20 protein-coding genes and 3 tRNA genes are annotated in these 19923 nt (G+C 63.6%); 18 read left to right on the top strand and 5 right to left on the bottom strand.

Annotated elements, in window-relative coordinates; genetic code table 11:
- The first annotated feature begins 81 nt into the window (after nt 1-81).
- The 5 genes from FQ775_RS04420 (at nt 82) to FQ775_RS04440 (ending at nt 5084) form a co-directional block, all read left to right on the top strand.
- Nucleotides 82-1248: an anhydro-N-acetylmuramic acid kinase gene (locus tag FQ775_RS04420; protein WP_146299454.1), complete on the top strand. Its 1167-nt coding sequence runs from the start codon at nt 82-84 to the stop codon at nt 1246-1248.
- Between the two features lie 95 nt (nt 1249-1343).
- Nucleotides 1344-2093 (top strand): glycosyltransferase family 2 protein, encoded by a 750-nt coding sequence (locus FQ775_RS04425; RefSeq protein WP_246730265.1) that lies wholly within the window; start codon nt 1344-1346, stop codon nt 2091-2093.
- Between the two features lie 4 nt (nt 2094-2097).
- On the top strand, nt 2098-2403 hold the full coding sequence (locus FQ775_RS04430; protein ID WP_146299453.1) for a lipid-A-disaccharide synthase N-terminal domain-containing protein: 306 nt from the start codon (nt 2098-2100) through the stop codon (nt 2401-2403).
- 52 nt (nt 2404-2455) lie between these two features.
- Complete coding sequence (locus tag FQ775_RS04435) at nt 2456-4090, top strand: ArnT family glycosyltransferase (RefSeq protein WP_146299452.1); 1635 nt, start codon at nt 2456-2458, stop codon at nt 4088-4090.
- A 121-nt stretch (nt 4091-4211) separates the two neighbouring features.
- Entirely contained in the window at nt 4212-5084 is an 873-nt protein-coding gene (locus FQ775_RS04440; RefSeq protein ID WP_146299451.1) for a phosphatase PAP2 family protein, read from the top strand.
- Between the two features lie 16 nt (nt 5085-5100).
- Here the strand turns inward: FQ775_RS04440 and FQ775_RS04445 are convergent, their stop codons facing one another.
- Nucleotides 5101-5775, bottom strand: coding sequence for an alpha/beta hydrolase (locus FQ775_RS04445; RefSeq protein ID WP_146301918.1), 675 nt, complete (start codon nt 5773-5775; stop codon nt 5101-5103).
- 225 nt (nt 5776-6000) lie between these two features.
- On the opposite strand from FQ775_RS04445, the gene FQ775_RS04450 reads away from it, so the two are divergent.
- From FQ775_RS04450 to FQ775_RS04485, 8 genes are all read left to right on the top strand, one after another.
- The gene (locus FQ775_RS04450) at nt 6001-7164 is read left to right on the top strand and encodes a cysteine desulfurase family protein (protein WP_146299450.1); all 1164 of its coding nucleotides are present in this window, start codon (nt 6001-6003) and stop codon (nt 7162-7164) included.
- A 170-nt stretch (nt 7165-7334) separates the two neighbouring features.
- Nucleotides 7335-8855 (top strand): Fe-S cluster assembly protein SufB, encoded by a 1521-nt coding sequence (gene sufB / locus FQ775_RS04455; protein WP_146299449.1) that lies wholly within the window; start codon nt 7335-7337, stop codon nt 8853-8855.
- Nucleotides 8856-8915: 60 nt separating this feature from the next.
- The gene (gene sufC / locus FQ775_RS04460) at nt 8916-9671 is read left to right on the top strand and encodes a Fe-S cluster assembly ATPase SufC (RefSeq protein WP_146299448.1); all 756 of its coding nucleotides are present in this window, start codon (nt 8916-8918) and stop codon (nt 9669-9671) included.
- A gap of 9 nt (nt 9672-9680) precedes the next feature.
- Nucleotides 9681-10946 (top strand): Fe-S cluster assembly protein SufD, encoded by a 1266-nt coding sequence (gene sufD, locus FQ775_RS04465; protein WP_146299447.1) that lies wholly within the window; start codon nt 9681-9683, stop codon nt 10944-10946.
- 51 nt (nt 10947-10997) lie between these two features.
- Nucleotides 10998-12254 carry a cysteine desulfurase gene (locus FQ775_RS04470; RefSeq protein WP_432420046.1) on the top strand — a complete coding sequence of 419 codons (1257 nt, stop codon included), beginning with the start codon at nt 10998-11000 and terminating at the stop codon, nt 12252-12254.
- A gap of 5 nt (nt 12255-12259) precedes the next feature.
- Nucleotides 12260-12637, top strand: a complete 378-nt coding sequence (locus FQ775_RS04475) for an SUF system Fe-S cluster assembly protein (RefSeq protein WP_146299446.1) — start codon at nt 12260-12262, stop codon at nt 12635-12637.
- 91 nt (nt 12638-12728) lie between these two features.
- Nucleotides 12729-13109 (top strand): Fe-S cluster assembly scaffold SufA, encoded by a 381-nt coding sequence (gene sufA / locus FQ775_RS04480; RefSeq protein WP_146301916.1) that lies wholly within the window; start codon nt 12729-12731, stop codon nt 13107-13109.
- Between the two features lie 67 nt (nt 13110-13176).
- Entirely contained in the window at nt 13177-13500 is a 324-nt protein-coding gene (locus FQ775_RS04485) for a TfoX/Sxy family protein (protein ID WP_146299445.1), read from the top strand.
- A 116-nt stretch (nt 13501-13616) separates the two neighbouring features.
- Here FQ775_RS04485 and FQ775_RS04490 read toward each other — a convergent pair whose 3' ends face one another.
- Both FQ775_RS04490 and FQ775_RS04495 read right to left on the bottom strand, forming a co-directional pair.
- Nucleotides 13617-15086 (bottom strand): DEAD/DEAH box helicase, encoded by a 1470-nt coding sequence (locus tag FQ775_RS04490; protein WP_146299444.1) that lies wholly within the window; start codon nt 15084-15086, stop codon nt 13617-13619.
- Between the two features lie 199 nt (nt 15087-15285).
- Nucleotides 15286-16059 (bottom strand): NAD kinase, encoded by a 774-nt coding sequence (locus tag FQ775_RS04495; RefSeq protein ID WP_146299443.1) that lies wholly within the window; start codon nt 16057-16059, stop codon nt 15286-15288.
- 138 nt (nt 16060-16197) lie between these two features.
- On the opposite strand from FQ775_RS04495, the gene FQ775_RS04500 reads away from it, so the two are divergent.
- Together FQ775_RS04500 and FQ775_RS04505 are read left to right on the top strand one after the other, a co-directional pair.
- A tRNA-Thr gene (locus FQ775_RS04500) sits at nt 16198-16273 on the top strand.
- 224 nt (nt 16274-16497) lie between these two features.
- A complete protein-coding gene (locus FQ775_RS04505; protein ID WP_146298235.1) occupies nt 16498-17934 on the top strand; it encodes an aldehyde dehydrogenase family protein in 1437 nt (478 codons plus the stop codon).
- Nucleotides 17935-17964: 30 nt separating this feature from the next.
- Here FQ775_RS04505 and FQ775_RS04510 read toward each other — a convergent pair whose 3' ends face one another.
- A complete protein-coding gene (locus FQ775_RS04510) occupies nt 17965-18162 on the bottom strand; it encodes a hypothetical protein (protein ID WP_146298236.1) in 198 nt (65 codons plus the stop codon).
- Between the two features lie 74 nt (nt 18163-18236).
- Complete coding sequence (locus tag FQ775_RS04515) at nt 18237-19094, bottom strand: TrmH family RNA methyltransferase (RefSeq protein ID WP_146298237.1); 858 nt, start codon at nt 19092-19094, stop codon at nt 18237-18239.
- A 183-nt stretch (nt 19095-19277) separates the two neighbouring features.
- Between FQ775_RS04515 and FQ775_RS04520 the strand changes: the two genes are divergently transcribed.
- The 3 genes from FQ775_RS04520 (at nt 19278) to FQ775_RS04530 (ending at nt 19897) form a co-directional block, all read left to right on the top strand.
- A tRNA-Tyr gene (locus tag FQ775_RS04520) sits at nt 19278-19362 on the top strand.
- Nucleotides 19363-19386: 24 nt separating this feature from the next.
- Nucleotides 19387-19460 (top strand) — tRNA-Gly (locus FQ775_RS04525).
- Between the two features lie 158 nt (nt 19461-19618).
- Nucleotides 19619-19897 carry a hypothetical protein gene (locus FQ775_RS04530; protein ID WP_146298238.1) on the top strand — a complete coding sequence of 93 codons (279 nt, stop codon included), beginning with the start codon at nt 19619-19621 and terminating at the stop codon, nt 19895-19897.
- The last annotated feature ends 26 nt before the right edge of the window (nt 19898-19923 follow it).

Here is a 19923-nt window from a genome sequence, read left to right on the forward strand (position 1 = left end):
GGCACCAACGGGCGACGTGGCAATTGTGATCGCGGGCCTTTAGCATCCGCCTGCCGGGAATCACAAGCTGGACCGAGAGACATGAGCGTCAAATGCGCCATCGGGCTGATGAGCGGAACGTCGATGGATGGCATCGATCTCGCCTTGCTCGATACCGACGGCGATATGGTCGTCCGTCGCGGCCCGGCGTTCTTCGTTCCTTACGAGGCGGCTTTCAGGCGCCGAATCGAATCCGCACTCGACACCGCAAAAGGAATCGAGCATCGCGAGCAGCGCCCCGGCGACCTCGGCGATTTGGAGCGCGAGATCACGCTACGCCATGCGGACGCGGTGGCAAGGTTCCGCGCCGAACATCCCCGCTGGGCGGGTCGCGTCGAACTGGTCGGCTTCCACGGCCAGACCGTGCTGCATCGACCGAAAAAGTCGCTCACCGTGCAACTTGGCGACGGGCCCCTTCTTGCGCGGGAGACCGGTCTTGCCGTTGTCTTCGACCTCAGAGCCAACGACATGCGCCACGGTGGCCAGGGCGCACCCCTTGTGCCGGCCTATCACACAGCCCTCGCGCACGCCCTGGTGGATGCCGGTGCCAGCCAGTTCCCGATCTGCTTCGTCAACGTCGGCGGCATCTCGAACATCACCTGGGTTCCTGCCCGAGGCGACCCGGTCGCCTTTGACAGCGGTCCCGGCAATGCCCTTATCGACCAATGGGTTGCAGGGCAGGGCGGGATTCCGTTCGACGCCGACGGCATGATCGCGTCGGAGGGAGGGGTGGTAGCGTCCGTCGTGGCGCGCTACCTGGAAAACCCGTTCTTCGCCAGGAAAGGCCCCAAATCGCTGGATCGCGGCGACTTTACGCTCGAGCCTGCCGAAGGCCTCGAACTTGCGGATGGAGCGCGTACCCTCGCCAATGTCTCAGCGGAGGCGATCCTCAAGGCGGCCGAACAGATGCCCGAACTGCCAAAATGCTGGATTATCTGCGGTGGCGGCCGCAAGAATCCTCATATCGTTGCCGATCTGCGACGTGGTGCGGACGCGATGGGGAGTGCGGTCGCGCTGGCGGAAGATGTGGGGCTCGATGGCGACGCCATGGAAGCCGAAGCATGGGCCTACCTCGCGGTCAGATCGCTGGCCGGTCTGCCGGTCACGTTCCCGACCACCACCGGCTGTCACAGGCCCGTCACGGGAGGGGTCATAGTTTCGCCGCCGCGCGGCCAATCCTCTTCGGCGTTGCCGCATGACTTTGTCTGAAGCCGCACCGACGGCGCTTTCACAACTGGTCGGTGTGGTTTATTCGAGACCGGTAGACCGTTGCCGCTTTCTCGCGGCGTCACGAATGCGCCGACATGCCTGGCAACGACAAGACACATTTCATGATATCCATCGTGATCCCGTGCCGGAACGAGGCGCAAAATATTCCGCTGCTGTTCGAGGAGATCGGCGCTGCCATGACCGGGCGCAGCTTCGAGGTGATCGTTGTCGATGACGCTTCGAGCGATGCAACGGCTGAAGTGCTTGCCGAGGAGGCCGCTCGACGTGGTTATCCGATCCGTCATCTGCGGCATGAGCGCACGGCCGGCCAGAGCTTGGCGTTGCGCTCGGGGGCCTGGGCCGCGCGCGGCGCAATGGTTGCCACGCTTGATGGCGACGGGCAGAACGATCCGCGCTACCTGCCCGAACTGATCGACGCGCTGCGTCAGGCCGGGCCTGAGTATGGCATGGTGCAAGGGCAGCGGGTGGGACGCCGCGACGGCCTTGCAAAGCGCATGGCTTCACGTTTTGCGAACGGTTTGCGCCGCGCCCTGCTTGGCGATGACACACGCGACACGGGTTGCGGACTGAAGGCGGTTCACACGGACATCCTGCGCAGGCTGCCCTTCTTTGACGGAACGCATCGCTTTATCCCCGCGCTGGTGATCCAGGAAGGGTTCAAGATCCTGCATCGCGACGTGGTCGACCGACCGCGCCGGCATGGGCGCTCCAATTACGGCATTCTGGATCGCGGGTTGCAGGGGGCGGTTGACCTTGCCGGCGTACGCTGGCTTCGCCGCCGCAGGCGCCGGATGCCGAAAGTCGAGGAAATCCGCTACCGGTGACGACATGCACGATCTGACAAACTGGCTACACGCCGTATTCATTGAACAGTTCGACGCCTGGGTGCTGCTCGGCTTCTGTGCGCAGGGCTTCTTCACCATGCGTTTCGTCGTCCAATGGATCGCTTCCGAAAGGGCGAAACGCAGTGTTGTGCCGGTTGCGTTCTGGTTCTTCTCTCTCGGCGGCGGCAGCCTTCTTTTCATCTATGCCATCCACCGTCAGGATCCGGTGTTCATTGCCGGGCAGGGGCTCGGGCTGTTCATCTACATCCGCAATCTGTGGCTGATCGGCAAGGAACGCCTGGAAGCGTGATCAACGGCAACGGCCAACCCGTCGAATCGCGTTCGCGACACCGGATCGATTGATGCGCTATGTGATCCTGTTCCTGCTTTGCCTGCTTGCGGTTGCACCTGGCATCTCGCGCTTTCCGGCTGTCGACAGGGACGAGGCCCGCTTCGTGCAGGCATCGAAGCAGATGGTCGAGTCCGGCGACTATGTCGACATCAGTTTCCAGGAAGAGAAGCGCTACAAGAAGCCGGTCGGGGTCTACTGGCTGCATGCCGCCGCGATCCAACTGAGCGGCTATGGCGCAGAGGCGCCGATCTGGGTCTACAGGCTCGTCTCCGTCCTGGCTATCGCCTCCGCCGTATTGGCGACGTGCTGGGCCGGTGCAGGCCTTTTCGGCGCCCGTGCCGGTTTCATCGCGGGCCTCGGGCTCGCGGCGACTTTCGCCATCGCCTTTGAAGGCCGCATTGCCAAGACCGATGCCGTGTTGCTGGCCTTCACAGTCGTCGCCCAAGGGGCGCTGGCGAGAATCCATCTTGCCGTTGAGCGGGGCAGGCCGGTTGGCTATCTGCCGTGGATTTTCTGGATTGCGCAAGGATGCGGCATCCTGATCAAGGGCCCCATCACGCCGCTTGCCAGCGCGCTTACGGTCCTTGCCCTGTTCGCCTTCAAGCGCGACTGGCGCTGGCTCAGACATCTGCGACCGCTGCGCGGCCTCGCACTCGCGGCGCTCATCGTGCTCCCATGGCTTGCCCTCATTACCTGGAAGAGTGGCGCGGCTTTCTGGCAAGAATCGCTCGGCAAGGATCTGTTCGGAAAGGTCGTCGGCGGCCAGGAATCGCATGGCCTGCCGCCCGGCTTCTACGTGGCGACGTACAGCCTCTATCTGTGGCCCTTTGGCCTTCTGGTCCTGGGTGCTGGCCTGCGGGCCTGGAACTTGGCCAGAGCCGATACGCGGCTGTTGTTCCTGCTTTGCTGGTATGTGACGTTCTGGCTCTTCTTCGAGTTGATACCGACCAAGCTGCCCAACTATATGATCCCCGCCTACCCGGCCCTTTTCCTGCTGCTCGGCTGGGCGATGACGCGTCCTGATGGCGAAGCGGCAACGCCGCTCAGGCTGTGGCAGGTCTGGCTCTGGCGGCTGGCCGCATTCGGGCAGATAGTGGTCACCGTCGGCATCGCCACGGCCGCGATCGTGCTGCCTGCCAGTTTTGTGGGAAACGTCTCGGTGGTCGGCATCGCAGCGGCGCTTTGCGCGCTCCTGGCCGGAGGACTGGCGTTCCCGACCAAACTTGTGCTGTCGCTGCGGCGGATGGCTGCCGCTTGTGCGGTGGCATGGCTGTCATTCGCTCTGATATTCTCCTTCGTGCTTCCCTCGATGACCACCATGTGGCTGTCGCCGCGAATCGAGGAGGCGTTTGTGGCAGCCAGGCCCTGCGAGGACTCGGTTCTGGCAGCGGTAAGGTTCCACGAGCCGAGCTTGGTCTTCATGATGGGTACAAAAACGAAGCTGACCGACGTCAACGGGGCGGCCGCGCATCTCGCGGCGGATCCGGCCTGCGCCATCGTACTCGTGCCGGAGGACGCTGCGGGCGAATTTTCGGCGTTCATGGCGTCTTTTGGCATCTCGACGGAGGCCACCGAGCCGATCGTGGGCATCAACTATTCGAACGGGAACCGCCTTTCACTGCGGCTTTACAAGACGCTTCGTTGATGTAGTAGGAAACTCGGTTGGCATAAAACTTTCGCCCATCCGCCATTTGCCGTTGTGATTTCTGTCATCAGATGGCGCTATTGACGGTTGGAGAATAGGGGTTCGGGGACTTGTACGGCCAATGACTGTCCGCGATCCGGCGCAGGTGGCGCATGAGTGGCGTTTGCGGTCTGTGAGACCCTACCGCAACGCCGTGGAGACGTGGCGCACGATCCGGGCACGCATTGTGAAGCCTCGACCGCGCCCCGTGTCGTTTTCCTGGAAAGGTTGGCTCGCCGTCTATCTCGCGTGTGTGGTCGCAGGGCTCGTACTGCTCGACCCGCTGGTTGGCGATTTCGTCCACAACTGGCCGATCTGGCTCGCGTTGCGGGCGATTACCTTCACCGATGCGGGCAAGGGGACGTGGTACATCGTCCCGGCACTGGCGTTTCTGATCGTCGCCAATCTGACAGATTGGCGGTCGCTGTCGAGGCGTTGGCTCATGGCCTTCTATTCGTGGACGAGCCTTGCCTTCTTCGTGCTTTGGTGCACCGCCCTGTCGGGGCTGGCAGCCAACCTCCTGAAACTGATGATCGGCCGGGCGCGGCCCACCTTGTTCGATGAGCTCGGTACCTACCATTTCGAGCCGTTCACGCTCGATTCTCTCTTTCGCGGTTTTCCGTCCGGCCACGCCACCGTGCTAGGCGGCGCAGCCGCGCTGCTGATGCTGCTTTTTCCGCGGTTCCGCTGGCCCATCTTGATATTCGGTGCCTGGGTCGCCTCGACACGCATCTTCGTGTCAGCGCACTACCCGGCAGATGTTATCGCCGGCTACGGATTTGGGATCGGCTTTGCCATTCTTGGCGCCGTGCTGATGTCCCGTATGGGCTTTATGTTCACCACCGGAGCGTCCGGGTTCCCCGTCAGCAAACCGACGTTTCGCCTTTTTTGGCCGTTGCGGCAGGCTGGTAGCTACCGGCTCCGCGTACGCCAGTTCGTCGCGCGTCCGGCCTGATTATTTCCGCCTGGCTTCACCTCAAGCGTTTCGGGCGCGCCTCGGCCAACTCACCGTTGAGACGTCGATCCAGATAGTCGGAGCAGTCGGCTATCAATTCGTCGGCATGGTTGGTGAAGAAGTGATTTGCGCCTTCGAGCGTCTTTTGGGTGATGGTGATGCCCTTCTGCGTATGCAGCTTGTCGACCAGCGTTTGCACGTCCTTTGGCGGTGCGACCTTGTCGGAATCGCCATGGATGATGAGACCTGAGGACGGGCAGGGGGCCAGAAAGGAGAAGTCATAGATGTTTGGCTGCGGTGCGATCGAGATAAAGCCTTCGATCTCCGGGCGGCGCATGAGCAACTGCATGCCGATCCAGGCACCGAAGGAATAGCCGGCAATCCAGCAGTTTTTGGAATCCGGATGCAGCGACTGAACCCAGTCGAGCGCTGCGGCCGCGTCCGAAAGTTCTCCCGTGCCATGGTCGAACTGACCTTGGCTGCGCCCGATACCGCGAAAGTTGAAACGCAGCGTCGTGAAGCCGCGCTTCTGGAACATGTAGAACAGGTCGTAGACGATCTTGTTGTTCATCGTTCCGCCGAACTGCGGGTGGGGATGAAGCACAAGCGCGATAGGCGCGTTCTTTTCCTTTGACGGCTGATAGCGACCTTCCAGACGTCCGTCCGGTCCGGCGAAAATGACTTCGGGCATGAATACTCCACTTGCCGTCTTCGGGGGCGCTGCAGTACACCCCTTAGCGTGGGTCCGGCCTTGACGCGGGGCCGACGCCTCCATAGAAGCTAGTTTAGAACCGTTCCAAACTCGGCAGGTCGCTGCCGGGTTGGCAAAGCGGGTAAATAGGACGGCTCGCGACGTGATTTCAAGGAAATTGCGCAGGAGCGGGCGGAAATCGGAAGGCAGGTCTGGCGGCACGGCATGGGCAGCGAACGCGCCTATCTCGACTACAATGCCACCGCGCCGCTCTTGGGAGCGGCGCGCGAGGCGATGCTCGCCGCACTGGACGCCGGTGCGAACGCCTCGTCGGTGCACATGGAAGGCCGTGCGGCCCGTCACCTGATTGATGATGCTCGCGCTGCGGCTGCCGCTCTTGTCGGCGCGGACGCCGCCCACGTCGTTTTCACGTCGGGTGCCACGGAGGCGGCCACTACGCTGCTGACGCCGGAATGGCGCATGGGTCGCGCGCCACTGCGCATCGCGCGGCTGCTGGTTGCGGCGTCGGACCATCCTTGCCTGCTCGCGGGTGGCCGTTTCGCCTCCGAAGATGTCGAGGTGCTTCCGGTCGACGGCGACGGCTTGCTGGATCTTGCGGCGCTCGAACGTGCGCTTTCCGGCGAGGCCGGGAACGGAACGGCGCTGCTTGCGATACATATGGCCAACAACGAGACCGGCGTCATACAGCCGGTCGCCGAGATTGGCCGCATCGCCAAGGCCGCTGGCGCGCTTTTTGTCGTCGACGCGGTTCAGGCTGCGGGGCGCGTTCCGCTCGATATTTCAGCGATTTCTGCCGATTTCCTGATTCTCTCGTCGCACAAGATCGGCGGACCGAAGGGAGCCGGCGCAATCGTCGGCGCATCGGAGCTCTTGATGCCCGCGCCGCTGGTACGCGGCGGCGGCCAGGAGAAGGGCCATCGGGCCGGCACCGAGAATGTGCCTGCGATCGCCGGCTTTGGTGCCGCGGCACGCGAGGCGCTCGCCGCGTTGGGGCACATTCAGGCCATTGAGGTACTGCGTGACGAGATCGAGCGTTCGGTACGAGAGGCCGCGCCCGGAGCCGTCTTTTACGGAGATGGCGCGCTACGCCTTGCCAACACCAGCTTCTTTTCGCTTCCTGGCGTCAAGGCCGAGACGGCGCAGATTGCGTTCGACCTGGCGGGCGTTGCGCTCTCGGCGGGGTCGGCCTGCTCGTCGGGCAGGGTTGGCCCCAGTCATGTGCTTGCGGCCATGGGCCACGGCAGCGAGGCCACCGCGCTCAGGGTTTCGATCGGGGTTGCCACCACGCGGTCCGACATCGACCGGTTCAGTGCAGCGCTCGGCAAATTCGTCGCGCGCGGTGCAGGCCAAGAGCACCGCGCTGCCTGATATCCGGAAAACTCTTCCGGATAAGTCAGGAAAAATGCCGAGCGGACCCGGATCGGTCCGCAAACCGGATGAATTTCCGGTCGCGGCGCACTACATGAGGCATACGCCGCGAGCGGTGCCATAGTTTGAAGACTGCCGGGCCTTGAACCCGGCGAGGATGGAGAACGCTGATGCCTGCTGTGCAGGAAACGATCGAGCAGGTCCGCAAGATCGACGTGGACCAGTACAAATATGGTTTCGAGACGCTCATCGAGACCGACAAGGCCCCCAAGGGACTGAACGAAGACATCATCCGGTTGATCTCGGCCAAGAAGGACGAGCCGGAATGGATGCTCGAATGGCGGCTGGAGGCCTTCCGGCGCTGGCAGACCATGGTCGAGCCGAAATGGGCGCGTGTTTCCTACCCCGAGATCGATTTCCAGGACATTCATTACTACGCGGCGCCGAAGAGCCAGGCCGGCCCGAAGTCGCTCGACGAGGTCGACCCGGAACTGCTGCGAACCTACGAAAAGCTCGGCATCCCGCTGAAGGAGCAGGAGATACTGGCCGGCGTACGCAAGCAGGGTGAACCGTCCGAGCTCGATGCCGTGAATGGCAACGGCAATGGCGCGCGCCAGGTCGCCGTCGACGCAGTGTTCGACTCCGTTTCGGTGGTCACCACCTTCAAGAAGGAACTGGCCGCCGCCGGCGTCATCTTCTGCTCGATCTCGGAGGCGATCCGGGAGTATCCGGACCTGGTGAAGAAATACCTCGGTTCAGTGGTGCCGACGAGCGACAACTATTTCGCCACGCTCAACACCGCGGTCTTCACCGACGGCTCGTTCGTCTACGTGCCCAAGGGCGTCCGGTGCCCGATGGAGTTGTCGACCTATTTCCGCATCAACGAGAAGAACACCGGCCAGTTCGAACGCACGCTCATCATTGCCGAGGAGGGCGCCTACGTCTCCTATCTCGAGGGCTGCACCGCGCCGCAGCGCGACGAGAACCAGTTGCACGCCGCCGTGGTCGAACTGATCGCGCTCGACGACGCCGAGATCAAATATTCGACCGTGCAGAACTGGTATCCGGGCGACAAGGACGGCAAGGGCGGCATCTACAACTTCGTCACCAAGCGTGGTGACTGTCGCGGCAGGAACTCCAAGATTTCCTGGACCCAGGTCGAGACTGGTTCGGCGATCACGTGGAAATACCCGTCCTGCATCCTGCGCGGCGACAACTCGCAGGGCGAGTTCTACTCGATCGCGGTCTCCAACGGCCACCAGCAGATCGATTCCGGCACCAAGATGCTGCATCTGGGCAAGAACACGGTCTCGCGCATCATCTCCAAGGGCATCTCGGCCGGCAATTCCAACAACACGTATCGCGGTCAGGTCTCGGTGCATCGCAAGGCGGTGAACGCGCGCAACTTCACCAATTGCGATTCGCTTCTGATCGGCGATCGCTGCGGCGCCCACACTGTGCCCTATATCGAGGCCAAGAACGCCACCGCCAAGCTGGAGCACGAGGCCACCACCTCGAAGATTTCCGAGGATCAGCTGTTCTACGTCATGCAGCGCGGCATCCCGGAGGAGGAGGCAATCGCACTGATCGTCAACGGCTTCGTCAAGGAGGTCATCCAGGAACTGCCGATGGAGTTTGCCGTCGAGGCGCAGAAGCTGATCGGCATCTCGCTGGAAGGAAGCGTCGGCTGACGGCGGCGCGCCATTCACCGCTCAGCGCGATGCACGAACACATATTTCGGAACGAGAAAAATGCTTGAGATCAAGAACCTTCACGCCCGCGTCGCCGAGACCGGTACCGAGATCATCCGCGGGCTCGACCTGAAGGTCGCCGCGGGCGAGGTCGCCGCGATCATGGGCCCCAACGGTTCGGGCAAATCGACGCTGTCCTACATCCTCGCGGGTCGCGAGGACTACGAGGTGACCGAGGGCGATATCCGCTACAACGGAGAGTCGATCCTTGAGATGGACCCGGCCGAGCGTGCCGCCAGCGGTGTCTTCCTCGCCTTCCAGTACCCGATGGAGATACCGGGCGTGGCGACGATGGAGTTCCTCAAGGTGGCGATCAACGCGCAGCGCCGCGCCCGCGGCGAGGCCGAACTCAAGATTCCTGATCTGCTCAAGAAGGTGAAGGACGCCGCTGGCAAGCTCGACATGGACATGGCGATGCTGAAGCGGCCGCTCAATGTCGGCTTTTCCGGCGGCGAGAAGAAGCGCGCCGAGATCTTGCAGATGATGCTTCTGGAGCCCAGGCTGTGCGTGCTCGACGAGACCGATTCCGGCCTCGACATCGACGCTTTGAAGATCGTTGCCGACGGCGTCAACGCGCTGCGCTCGCCCGATCGGGCCATGGTCGTCATCACCCACTACCAGCGCCTGCTTGACCATATCGTTCCTGACACAGTGCACGTCCTGTCCCGCGGCCGTGTCGTGAAGTCGGGCGACAAGTCACTGGCGCTCGAACTTGAAAAGAGCGGTTACGCCGGCCTGGTCGGCGAGGCCGCCTAGGTGACAGCGATGAACGTTCATGCATCCCCGCAACTGACTGCGGCCGAACAGGCGCTGATCGATAGCTATAGTCAGCGCTTCTCGGATCTGCCCGGCGACCCCGCCGTCATCGTCAAGCGTGACGAGGCGGTGGAAACGCTGAAGGCCGGCCTGCCGACCCGCCGGATCGAAGCGTGGCATTACACCGATCTCCGGCGACTGCTCGGCGCGGTGCCCGCCTACGATGCGACGAAGCAGGCCGAAGAGCGCCTGCCGCTGCTCGAGGGTTCGGTCGTGCTGCCCGTGCTTGGCGGCGTGGCGTCGCCGTCACCCACGGTCGACGGCGTCAAGGTTTCGCGCCTGTCCGGCCGGCTGACCGACGGCAGCCTGGCGCCACTGCTCGGCTGCACGGATCGTTACGACACGATCGGCGCGCTCAACACCGCCTTCGTCGCCGACGGATACGCGCTCGACATCGAGCCCGACGCGAGGCCAGACAAGCCGATCGAATTCCAGAATGTCCATGCCGGCGGCCAGGCTCATGTGCGCTTCACCGCGCGCGCCGGTAAGGGGGCACGCGCTACGATCGTCGAACGCCAGGTCGGCGATGGCCAGGCGCTGGTTTCGGCGGTGAGCCATATCACGGTCGAGGATGAGGCCGACCTCACCTGGATTATCCTCCAGGACCAGGCCGAAGATGTCGCGCATTTTGGCCAGACCAACATCGAGCTCGGCCGGAATGCCAGGCTGACGCTGTTCGTGATGAACGCGGGTGGCAGGCTGGTGCGCCAGGAGGTGCGTGTTGTGGTGGCCGGGGAAGGGGCAGACTTCCAGTTGCGCGGGGTGAACCTGCTGTCGGGCGATGCCCATACGGACGTTACCATGGTGCTCGACCACACCGCGCCCGGCACCGTTTCGACCGAGGTGATCCGCAACGTTGTGACGGGCAAGGCAAAGGGCGTCTTCCAGGGCCAGATCCGCGTCGCGCGCGAGGCGCAGAAGACCGATGCGAAAATGGCCTGCAACACGCTGCTCCTGACCGATGAGGGCGAGTTCTCTGCCAAGCCGGAGTTGGAGATTTTCGCCGATGACGTTGCTTGCGGCCACGGCGCTACGGTGACGGAGATCGATCACGGGCACCTCTTTTACCTCATGGCACGCGGTATCGATGAAAAGACCGCGCGCGGGCTGCTGGTCAGGGCGTTCGTGGCCGAGGTGATCGAGGAACTCGACGATGAGGCGATCGTGGAGGCACTGGAAGCCAGGCTCAACGCCTGGTTCGACACGCACGGATGAGTTTGCCGGCCGTGCTACGGCGCGGCAGGTGAGGGAGCGTCAGTTCCCGGGATGAAAGGCAGCAAGGTGGACCAGAAAGTCGAAACCGCGTCCTACGACGTCGAGGCGATCCGCCGCGACTTCCCCATCCTGGCGCGTGAAGTCTATGGCAAGCCGCTTGTTTATCTCGACAACGGCGCCTCGGCCCAGAAGCCGCGGGCCGTCCTCAATGCCGTCGCACAGGCCTATGGCAATGAATACGCCAACGTGCACCGCGGCCTGCACTTTCTCTCCAACGCAGCCACCGACGCCTACGAGAAGTCACGGGAGACGGTCAGGCGGTTCATCAATGCCGCCAGCGTCGACGAGATCGTTTTCACCAAGAACGCCACCGAGGCGATCAATACCATCGCCTATGGCTGGGGCATGCCGCACATCGGCGAGGGCGACGAGATTGTACTCTCCGTCATGGAGCACCACTCCAACATCGTGCCGTGGCATTTCATCCGCGAGCGCCAGGGCGCCAGGCTCGTCTGGATTCCGGTCGATGACGAGGGCGTGCTGCATCTCGATGAGTTCGAGAAGTGCCTGACCGAGCGCACCAAGCTGGTGGCCATCACCCACATGTCCAACGTACTCGGCACGATCTCGCCGATCCGGGAGATTTGCCGCATCGCGCATGAACGCGGCATCAAGGTGCTGGTCGACGGCAGTCAGGCCGCCGTCCACCTGCCCGTCGATGTCCGGGAACTTGGCTGCGACTTCTATGTCTTCACGGGCCACAAGCTCTACGGACCGTCCGGGATCGGCGTTCTTTACGGGCGCATGGACGCCCTGGAAGAGACGCGGCCTTTCCAGGGCGGCGGCGAGATGATCGAGGATGTTTCCATCGAGGGCGTCACCTACAATCATCCGCCGCACCGCTTCGAGGCCGGCACGCCGCCCATCGTGCAGGCGATCGGGCTTGGTGCGGCGCTCGACTATGTTGACGGGATCGGGCGCGACAAGATCGCCGCCTACGAAGGCGAACTGCGCGATTACGCCAACGAACGGCTGCGCGGGATCAATTCTCTGCGCATTTTCGGCAACGCACCCGACAAGGGGTCGATTATCTCCTTCGAGCTTGAAGGCATCCACGCTCACGACGTCTCGATGGTCATCGACCGGTCCGGAGTGGCGGTGCGCGCCGGCACCCATTGCGCTCAACCGCTCTTGAAGCGCTTCGGCGTAACCTCCACATGCCGGGCATCTTTCGGTATGTATAATACCAAGGCAGAGGTCGACGCGCTGGCCGAGGCGCTCGAAAAGGCACGGACGTTCTTCGGATGAACGAGATGACGCAAGAGACCGAGACGACGAACACGGAAGCGGCCCCCGCGCCCACCGCGGCGATTCCGCAGGAGGAACTGGCGCGGCTGACCGACGACATCGTCGGTGCGCTCAAGACTGTCTACGATCCGGAAATTCCGGCCGATATCTACGAACTTGGCCTGATCTACAAGATCGATATCGAGGATGACCGGTCCGTCAAGATCGACATGACGCTGACGGCTCCAGGTTGCCCGGTAGCCGGCGAGATGCCGGGCTGGGTGGAGAACGCCGTCGGCGCCGTCGAGGGCGTTTCCGGGGTCGACGTCGCGATGGTTTTCGACCCGCCCTGGACGCCGGACCGCATGTCTGAGGAAGCGCAGGTCGCTGTCGGCTGGTATTGAACGACGGGTTGCGCGCAAGCCGAATCTTCACCATCTTTAGCGCATGATCGTCATTCCGCCGGCCTTTAACCGGCGTGCAATGGAGAAGGGTATGGGCAGATTTCAGGTCATATCGATAACGGATGAGGCGGCCCGCCGCGTCCGCGATATCGTGGCCGCGCGCGAGGGCGCGAACGGCATTCGTGTCGGCATCAAGAAGGGCGGCTGCGCAGGGATGGAATACACCGTCGATTTGGTGACCGAACCGGATCCGAAGGATGACCATGTCGAGCAAGAGGGCGCGCATGTCTACGTCGCGCCGGAGGCCAGCCTTTTCCTGCTCGGCACCGAAATGGGCTATGAAGTAACCAAGCTTCGCTCCGGCTTCACCTTCACCAACCCGAACCAGTCGTCGGCCTGTGGCTGCGGCGAATCGGTCGAGTTGAAGCCTGCCGATCTGAAGGCGCTGGCGGAAGCGCGGGCAGGGGCCTGACGGGGACTGTCCCTCACTGCATTCTTTCCCGGCTGACAAGACGGGCCTTGCGCGTCATGATCGACCCATGGACGACGAGCGCATCCAGGAGTTGTTTTCCGGGCTTGGCCCGGTATCGATCCGCCGCATGTTCGGCGGCAAGGGCGTTTACCACAACGGCGTCATCGTCGCGGTGCTGCTGCGCGGAGAACTGATGCTCAAGGGCGACGCGGAAGTTGCGGGCGCGTACGAGGCGGCCGGAGCGAGGCGCTGGACATATGCACACAGGCGCAATGGAAGCCTGGTCGCCATGCCCTACTGGACCGCGCCGGATGATGCTCTCGACGATCCCGACGAAATGGCGGGATGGGCGAGGCTTGCCTATCAAGCCGGGCTGCGGGCCGGCAGATGAACGCGGCTGCCGACCGCTGGCGTTGCGAGGCCTGCACGACATCGCGCATCTGCTGGGAATCGAACTTTCGCAGATCGAGAGCCGGGCCGGCCTGATGCACCAGCCGTAGTCGGCCGTCAGACCTTGACCACGACCTTCATGAAGTCGGGCATGTCTTCGCCGAAGCCGATGGGGGCATCGCCAAGTTCGTCCTTGCGGCTGCCCTTGCCGGGCTTTTCCTTGCCGCGGCGGTTGGCATTGTCGGCCTTGATTGCCCTCTTGCGGCCGCTTTTTGCTTCCGCGGGCTTTTCGGTCGGCACTGTTTCTTCGGCCTTCTCGACCGGGGCTTCCCGGCGCGATCTGCCGCGACCCTTTTCGGCCTTGGCGCCGCGCGCGCCGCGGCCACGGCGAGGGGTTTCCTCCTCGCTTTCCTCGCCAAGCGTGGCGAGGTCGCCATCATGCCATTCGATCGACTTGTCGATCAGTTTCTCGATCGCGTCGACATATTTCCTGTCGGCGCGGGTGACGATGGTGAAGGCCTTGCCGGTGCGGCCAGCACGACCGGTGCGGCCGATCCGGTGCACATAATCTTCGGCATGGATCGGCACATCGAAGTTGAAGACATGGCTGACGGCCGGAATGTCGAGGCCGCGCGCCGCCACGTCGGAAGCGACCAGCAGCTTGAGCTTGCCGTCACGGAAATTGGCCAGCATTGCCATGCGCGCACGCTGATCCATGTCACCATGCAGCGCGCCTGCGTCGAATTCATGCCGCGTGAGTGAGCGGAAGAGCTCCGACACGTCGACCTTTCGGTTGCAGAAGATGATGGCGTTGGTGAGTTCGTCTTCCTGTTCGCGGATCAGCTTGCGAAGCGTCTCGCGCTTGTCCCAGGCCTTGCCGCCAGACTTCACCAGTTTTTGCGCGACCGTCGAAGCGGTCGTCGCGGCGCGAGCCACCTCGATGCGCACGGGCGCCTGCAGGAACTGTTCGGTCAGCTTGGTGATCTCAGGTGGCATCGTGGCTGAGAAGAACAGCGTCTGACGCGTGAACGGGATCAGCTTGCAGATGCGCTCGATGTCCGGAATGAAACCCATGTCGAGCATTCGATCGGCCTCGTCGATGACGAGGATGTCGACGCCGGTCAGAAGCAGCTTGCCGCGCTCGAAATGGTCGAGCAGCCGGCCCGGCGTGGCGATCAGCACGTCGGCGCCACGCTCGAGCTTCTTCTCCTGCTCGTCGAAGGATACGCCGCCGATCAGAAGTGCGATGTTCAGCCGGTGGTTCTTGCCGTATTTGATGAAGTTCTCTTCCACCTGCGCTGCAAGCTCGCGCGTCGGCTCGAGGATCAGCGTGCGTGGCATGCGCGCACGGGCGCGGCCCTTCTCAAGGCGTGTGATCATCGGCAGCACGAAGGCGGCGGTCTTGCCGGTCCCGGTCTGCGCGATGCCAAGGACGTCCTTGCCGGCCAGCGCGTGCGGAATGGCGCCGGCCTGGATCGGCGTCGGTGTTGTGTAGCCGGCGTCGGTGACGGCGGAAAGGACCTTGGGGGACAGTCCAAGGTCTGCGAAACTGGTCGCCGGTTCGGCGTTCTGGTCGTTCGATGACACGGTGTCGATTGTCTTCGGCTTGTGTGGCCGGGCGACGCTGCGCGCGGCTGGGACGAGCGAACTCGCTCGTATTCAATGGCTGGCGTTACGTTGCAGCGCTGGGAAAGTCAACCGCCGCGGCCACTTCGCGGCCATATCACGCGTCGAAGCGTTAATTTGGGGCGCCGGCGCCAGGTTTCAAGACCCGCAGGGCGCAGCGTCAGTAGCGGAACTGCTCGGACAGGATGCGTTCGTCCCAGCTGTGGCTGGCGTCGAACAGGATCGTTGCGGTCGTGTCACGGGCTTCGCGTACCGTGACGGATACCACGGACTTGACCTCGGTATGGTCGGCGACGGCGTTGACCGGACGCTTCTCCGGTTCGAGGATGTCGAAACGGACGGTCGAGCGGTTAGGGATCAGCGCGCCGCGCCAGCGTCGCGGTCGGAACGCGCTCACCGGCGTCAGCGCCAGGAGCGGCGCCTCCAGCGGCAGGATCGGGCCCTGGGCCGAGAGGTTGTAGGCCGTCGAACCGGCGGGCGTCGCCACCATGACCCCGTCGCAGATCAGTTCGTCGAGCCGCACATTGTCGTCGATGGTGATGCGTATTTTCGCTGCCTGATAGGACTGGCGCAGTAACGACACCTCGTTGATGGCCAGCGCTTCTCCTTCCTTGCCTTCGAGGTCACGCGTTTGCATGCGCAGCGGCCGGATCGTCTCCGCCACTGCGTCGGCGATACGCTCGCGCAGGGCGGTTTCCTGGTATTCGTTCATCAGGAAACCAATCGTGCCGCGGTTCATGCCGTAGATGCGCCGTCCGGAATTCATCATGCTGTGCAGGGTCTGCAGCATGAAGCCGTCGCCGCCGAGCGCCACGATCACGTCGGCGTCCTCTATCCGCTCCTGGCCATAGAGCGACGCAAGGCGGGTCGCCGCCTCGGCGGCGTCCGGCGTGTCGGCCGAGATGAAGGCAAGACTGGGCGCATTGTCGCTCATGAACTCCCCTCCACATTGCGACCGGACCGTGCCACGCGGTTAGCACGCGGGCGCGGGCTCGGAAAGCCCGCCGCCGCGCGGCGCCGGGCAGTCCGAAATACCTTTACTGGCATGCACAATGTGCTAACGGACGGTCGTGCCCTTGTAGCTCAGCTGGTAGAGCAGCGGTTTTGTAAACCGAAGGTCGGCGGTTCGATCCCGTCCGGGGGCACCATTTCCCGCAAGGATGGTCGACCACCTGGCCTTTTCGGTTGTGGAACCGGGGCGACCCCATATGAGTTCGACCACGGAACCGAGACATGCCAGGTCGGCTCCACCACGCCCAACTGCCGGCGGTTCCCTCTCGACGGGTTGCCCTGCGTGGCGCTATAGCGCCAGTCACCTGATGCGCGATCTGGCAGGGGCCGGGCTGATCTGAAACGGGAACGCCGCCGAACAATGACCATTCATCACAACTTCATCGCCGGACGCTGGGCGGAAGGCGCCGAGGCGCAGGACAACGTCAACCCGTCGAACACCGGCGATGTGATCGGCGAATATGCGCGCGCCGACCGCGAGCAGGCGCTTGAGGCGATCGCCGCGGCCCGCGCCGCCTTTCCCGCCTGGTCGCGCTCGGGCATCCAGCAGCGCCACGATATCCTCCAGAAGGTGTCGAGCGAGATCCTTGCGCGCAAGGACGAACTCGGCCGGCTGCTTTCGCGCGAGGAGGGCAAGACGCTTGGCGAAGGCGTTGGCGAGGTGATGCGCGCCGCGCAGATATTCGACTTCTTCGCCGGCGAGGTGCTGCGGCTTTCGGGCGAGAAGCTGGCCTCGACGCGGCCGGGCATCGATGTCGAACTGACGCGCGAGCCGGTCGGTGTGGTGGGTATCATCACGCCGTGGAATTTTCCGGTCGCGATACCGGCCTGGAAGATCGCGCCGGCGCTCGCCTACGGCAACACCGTGGTCTTCAAGCCAGCCGAACTCGTGCCGGGTTCGGCCTGGGCGCTTGCCGACATCATCGTGCGCGCCGGCGTGCCGGAGGGCGCTTTCAACCTTGTCATGGGCCGCGGCGCGGTTGTCGGCGACGCCATCCTGAACGATCCGCGCGTCGACGCCGTCACCTTCACCGGCTCGGTCGCGACCGGCAAGAAGGTCGCGGCCGCCTGCGTCGGACAGATGAAGAAATTCCAGCTCGAGATGGGCGGCAAGAACCCGCTGGTTGTGCTCGACGATGCCGACCTTGGTATTGCGGTCGACTGTGCCGTCAACGGCGCCTTCTTCTCCACCGGCCAGCGCTGCACCGCTTCCTCGCGCCTCGTTGTGACGGACGGCATCCACGACCGCTTTGTCGCGGCTGTCACCGAAAAGCTGAAGGGCCTCGTCGTCGACGACGCCTTGAAGGCCGGCACCCATATCGGGCCGGTGGTCGACCAGGGCCAGCTCGATCAGGACATTTCCTATATCGACATTGGACGAGAGGAAGGGGCGACGCTTGCCTTCGGCGGCGAGCGGCTGAACCGGGAAAACCCGGGCTTCTACCTGCAGCCGGCGCTCTTCACCGATACCACGCCCGAGATGCGCATCAATCGCGAGGAGATTTTCGGTCCGGTCGCCAGCGTCCAGCGGGTCAAGGACTACGAAGAGGCGCTTGCTGCCGCCAACGACACGCCCTTCGGCCTGTCCTCCGGCATCTGCACGACGAGCCTCAAATACGCTTCGCATTTCCGGCGCAACGCCGAGGCCGGCATGGTGATGGTCAACTTGCCGACGGCCGGCGTCGACTATCATGTCCCTTTCGGAGGCCGCAAAGGCTCCAGCTACGGCCCGCGCGAGCAGGGGCGCTACGCCGCCGAGTTCTACACCACCGTCAAAACCGCTTACACGCTGCCATAGCCAGCCGTGGCGGCGCGTACAGCGCGCGGCCTACTCCTTTTCCGAAGACCTGGTCAGCATGGGCCGCGGACCCTCGCGCTTGGCCAGCCTTTGAGGCCACGCGCGCCGGCCGCGCAGCGTTGCGGTCGAACCGTCATCGATGCGTCCGCTATCGAGCGGATAGGCGCCCCATGGCGTCCAGCGCGTTGCCATCGAACGTGACTTCATCCTCGCAATGAAGGCGGTCATCGGAACCTCCTGATCGAGGCCGATGTGATGACATGCAATCGGTTCGCAATTGCGGCGCGCAGATGACAGTCGCGTTACCGAAGGCGCCCGAGATGTCCACGCGCAGCATAAAGCGCGATCGCGGCCGCATTCGAGACGTTGAGCGAATGGATTGGCCCCGGCACGGTAAGCCTCGCCAGTCGATGGATGGTCTCCCTCGTCTTGTGGCGCAGACCCTTGCCCTCCGCGCCGAGAACCAGCGCGATGCGTTCGCCGGCAAGAGCGGCTTCGAGTTCTTCGGTGCCTTCCGAGTCGAGGCCGAGCGTTGTGAAGCCGGACGCATGCAACTCCTCGATCCCCGCGGCCAGGTTCCGCACCATGATCAGATCGATATGTTCCAGCGCCCCAGACGCGGATTTGGCGAGGACGCCCGTCTCGGACGGGCTGTGACGGGCGGTCGTGATCAGGGCGCCGGCACCAAGCGCTACCGCCGTGCGCAGGATGGCACCGACATTATGCGGGTCGGTGACCTGGTCAAGCACCACGACAAGGTCGGTTTCGCCAAGCGCGGAGAGCGGCTTGGGCGTCAGCGGTTCAGCCTCGGCGAGGACACCCTGGTGGACGGCTTCGCTGCCGACGATACGGTCGATCGTACGCGGGTCCGTGATCTCGACCGGGAAGGGCAGGGCATCCGGCTCTCCGGCGTCGAGCCGCGCCAGCGCATTGCGGGTGACGAGCAGACGTATGATCTTGCGTTGAGGGTTGGCGATCGCCGCACTGACCGTGTGCAGGCCGTAAAGATGTACCAGGCCATCCGCCGGAGCGACAGCTTGCTCGCGGGGGCGCGTCCCGGTCCTGTTCGGGCTTGGCGCTCCCTTGCGGTCGCGATGCGCGCGCCGAAGCCGCGCGTAGTGGCTGTCTTTGGCTGAGCCGGGTTTTTTGCCGTCGTTCATGGCGCCTCTATATCGCCGATCAGCGCCGCTGCATACGGCTCGCTGGACCGTGCTAAGGCGGCGATCTTTCGGTTGACACGATTGGACCATGCCGCCATAAGGCGCTTCGCGGAATTCCGGGCCGGCAAGCCGTTGTCCCGGGAGGCGCGGGCAATCCGCGTCACGAGGCTCCGGCGCAGTTTCGGAGGGGTGTCCGAGTGGTTAAAGGAGACGGACTGTAAATCCGTTGGCTAAGCCTACGCTGGTTCGAATCCAGCCCCCTCCACCACTGCACGCCGGAAGCCGAAGGACCGCGGGTATAGCTCAATGGTAGAGCAGCAGCCTTCCAAGCTGAATATGCGGGTTCGATTCCCGCTACCCGCTCCAGAGTCCGAACCAGCGGTCCGCTGATCTGTCAAAGTGTTGATGGACAAGCGTGACAGCTAAGACGGCGCGCGTACCGCTCCTCCGCCCTTGAAATGCCGCAATTCGCGCGCCGCTATCAAGCTGCTGCCCACGCCATGTGGGTGTCCGGAGTCCCTTCCATGTTTCCCATACGCAAGGTTCGCGTGGCGTCGGACGTCGTCCCCGCTCGCGTCATTACGTTCGCTTCCCTGCTCGGCTTCTTTTCGGTGACGGTCCTGATTTGCGGCCAGTTGGCGGCGATCGAAGTGGTCACGATCTATTCCGTCGCTTCGCTTCTCCATCTGCCGCGACTGCTCGTGATGGTGCTCGCAGTCCTCGTCGGCATTCCCACACTGTGGCTCTGCTGGAAGGTGGCATGGCTTGCCTTCGAGGCCGAGACTGCCCCGGAAAACAACTGATCCGGCTGTTGGCGCGCGTGGCATCC

Source organism: Nitratireductor mangrovi, assembly GCF_007922615.2.
GTDB classification, from domain to species: Bacteria; Pseudomonadota; Alphaproteobacteria; order Rhizobiales; family Rhizobiaceae; genus Mangrovimarina; species Mangrovimarina mangrovi.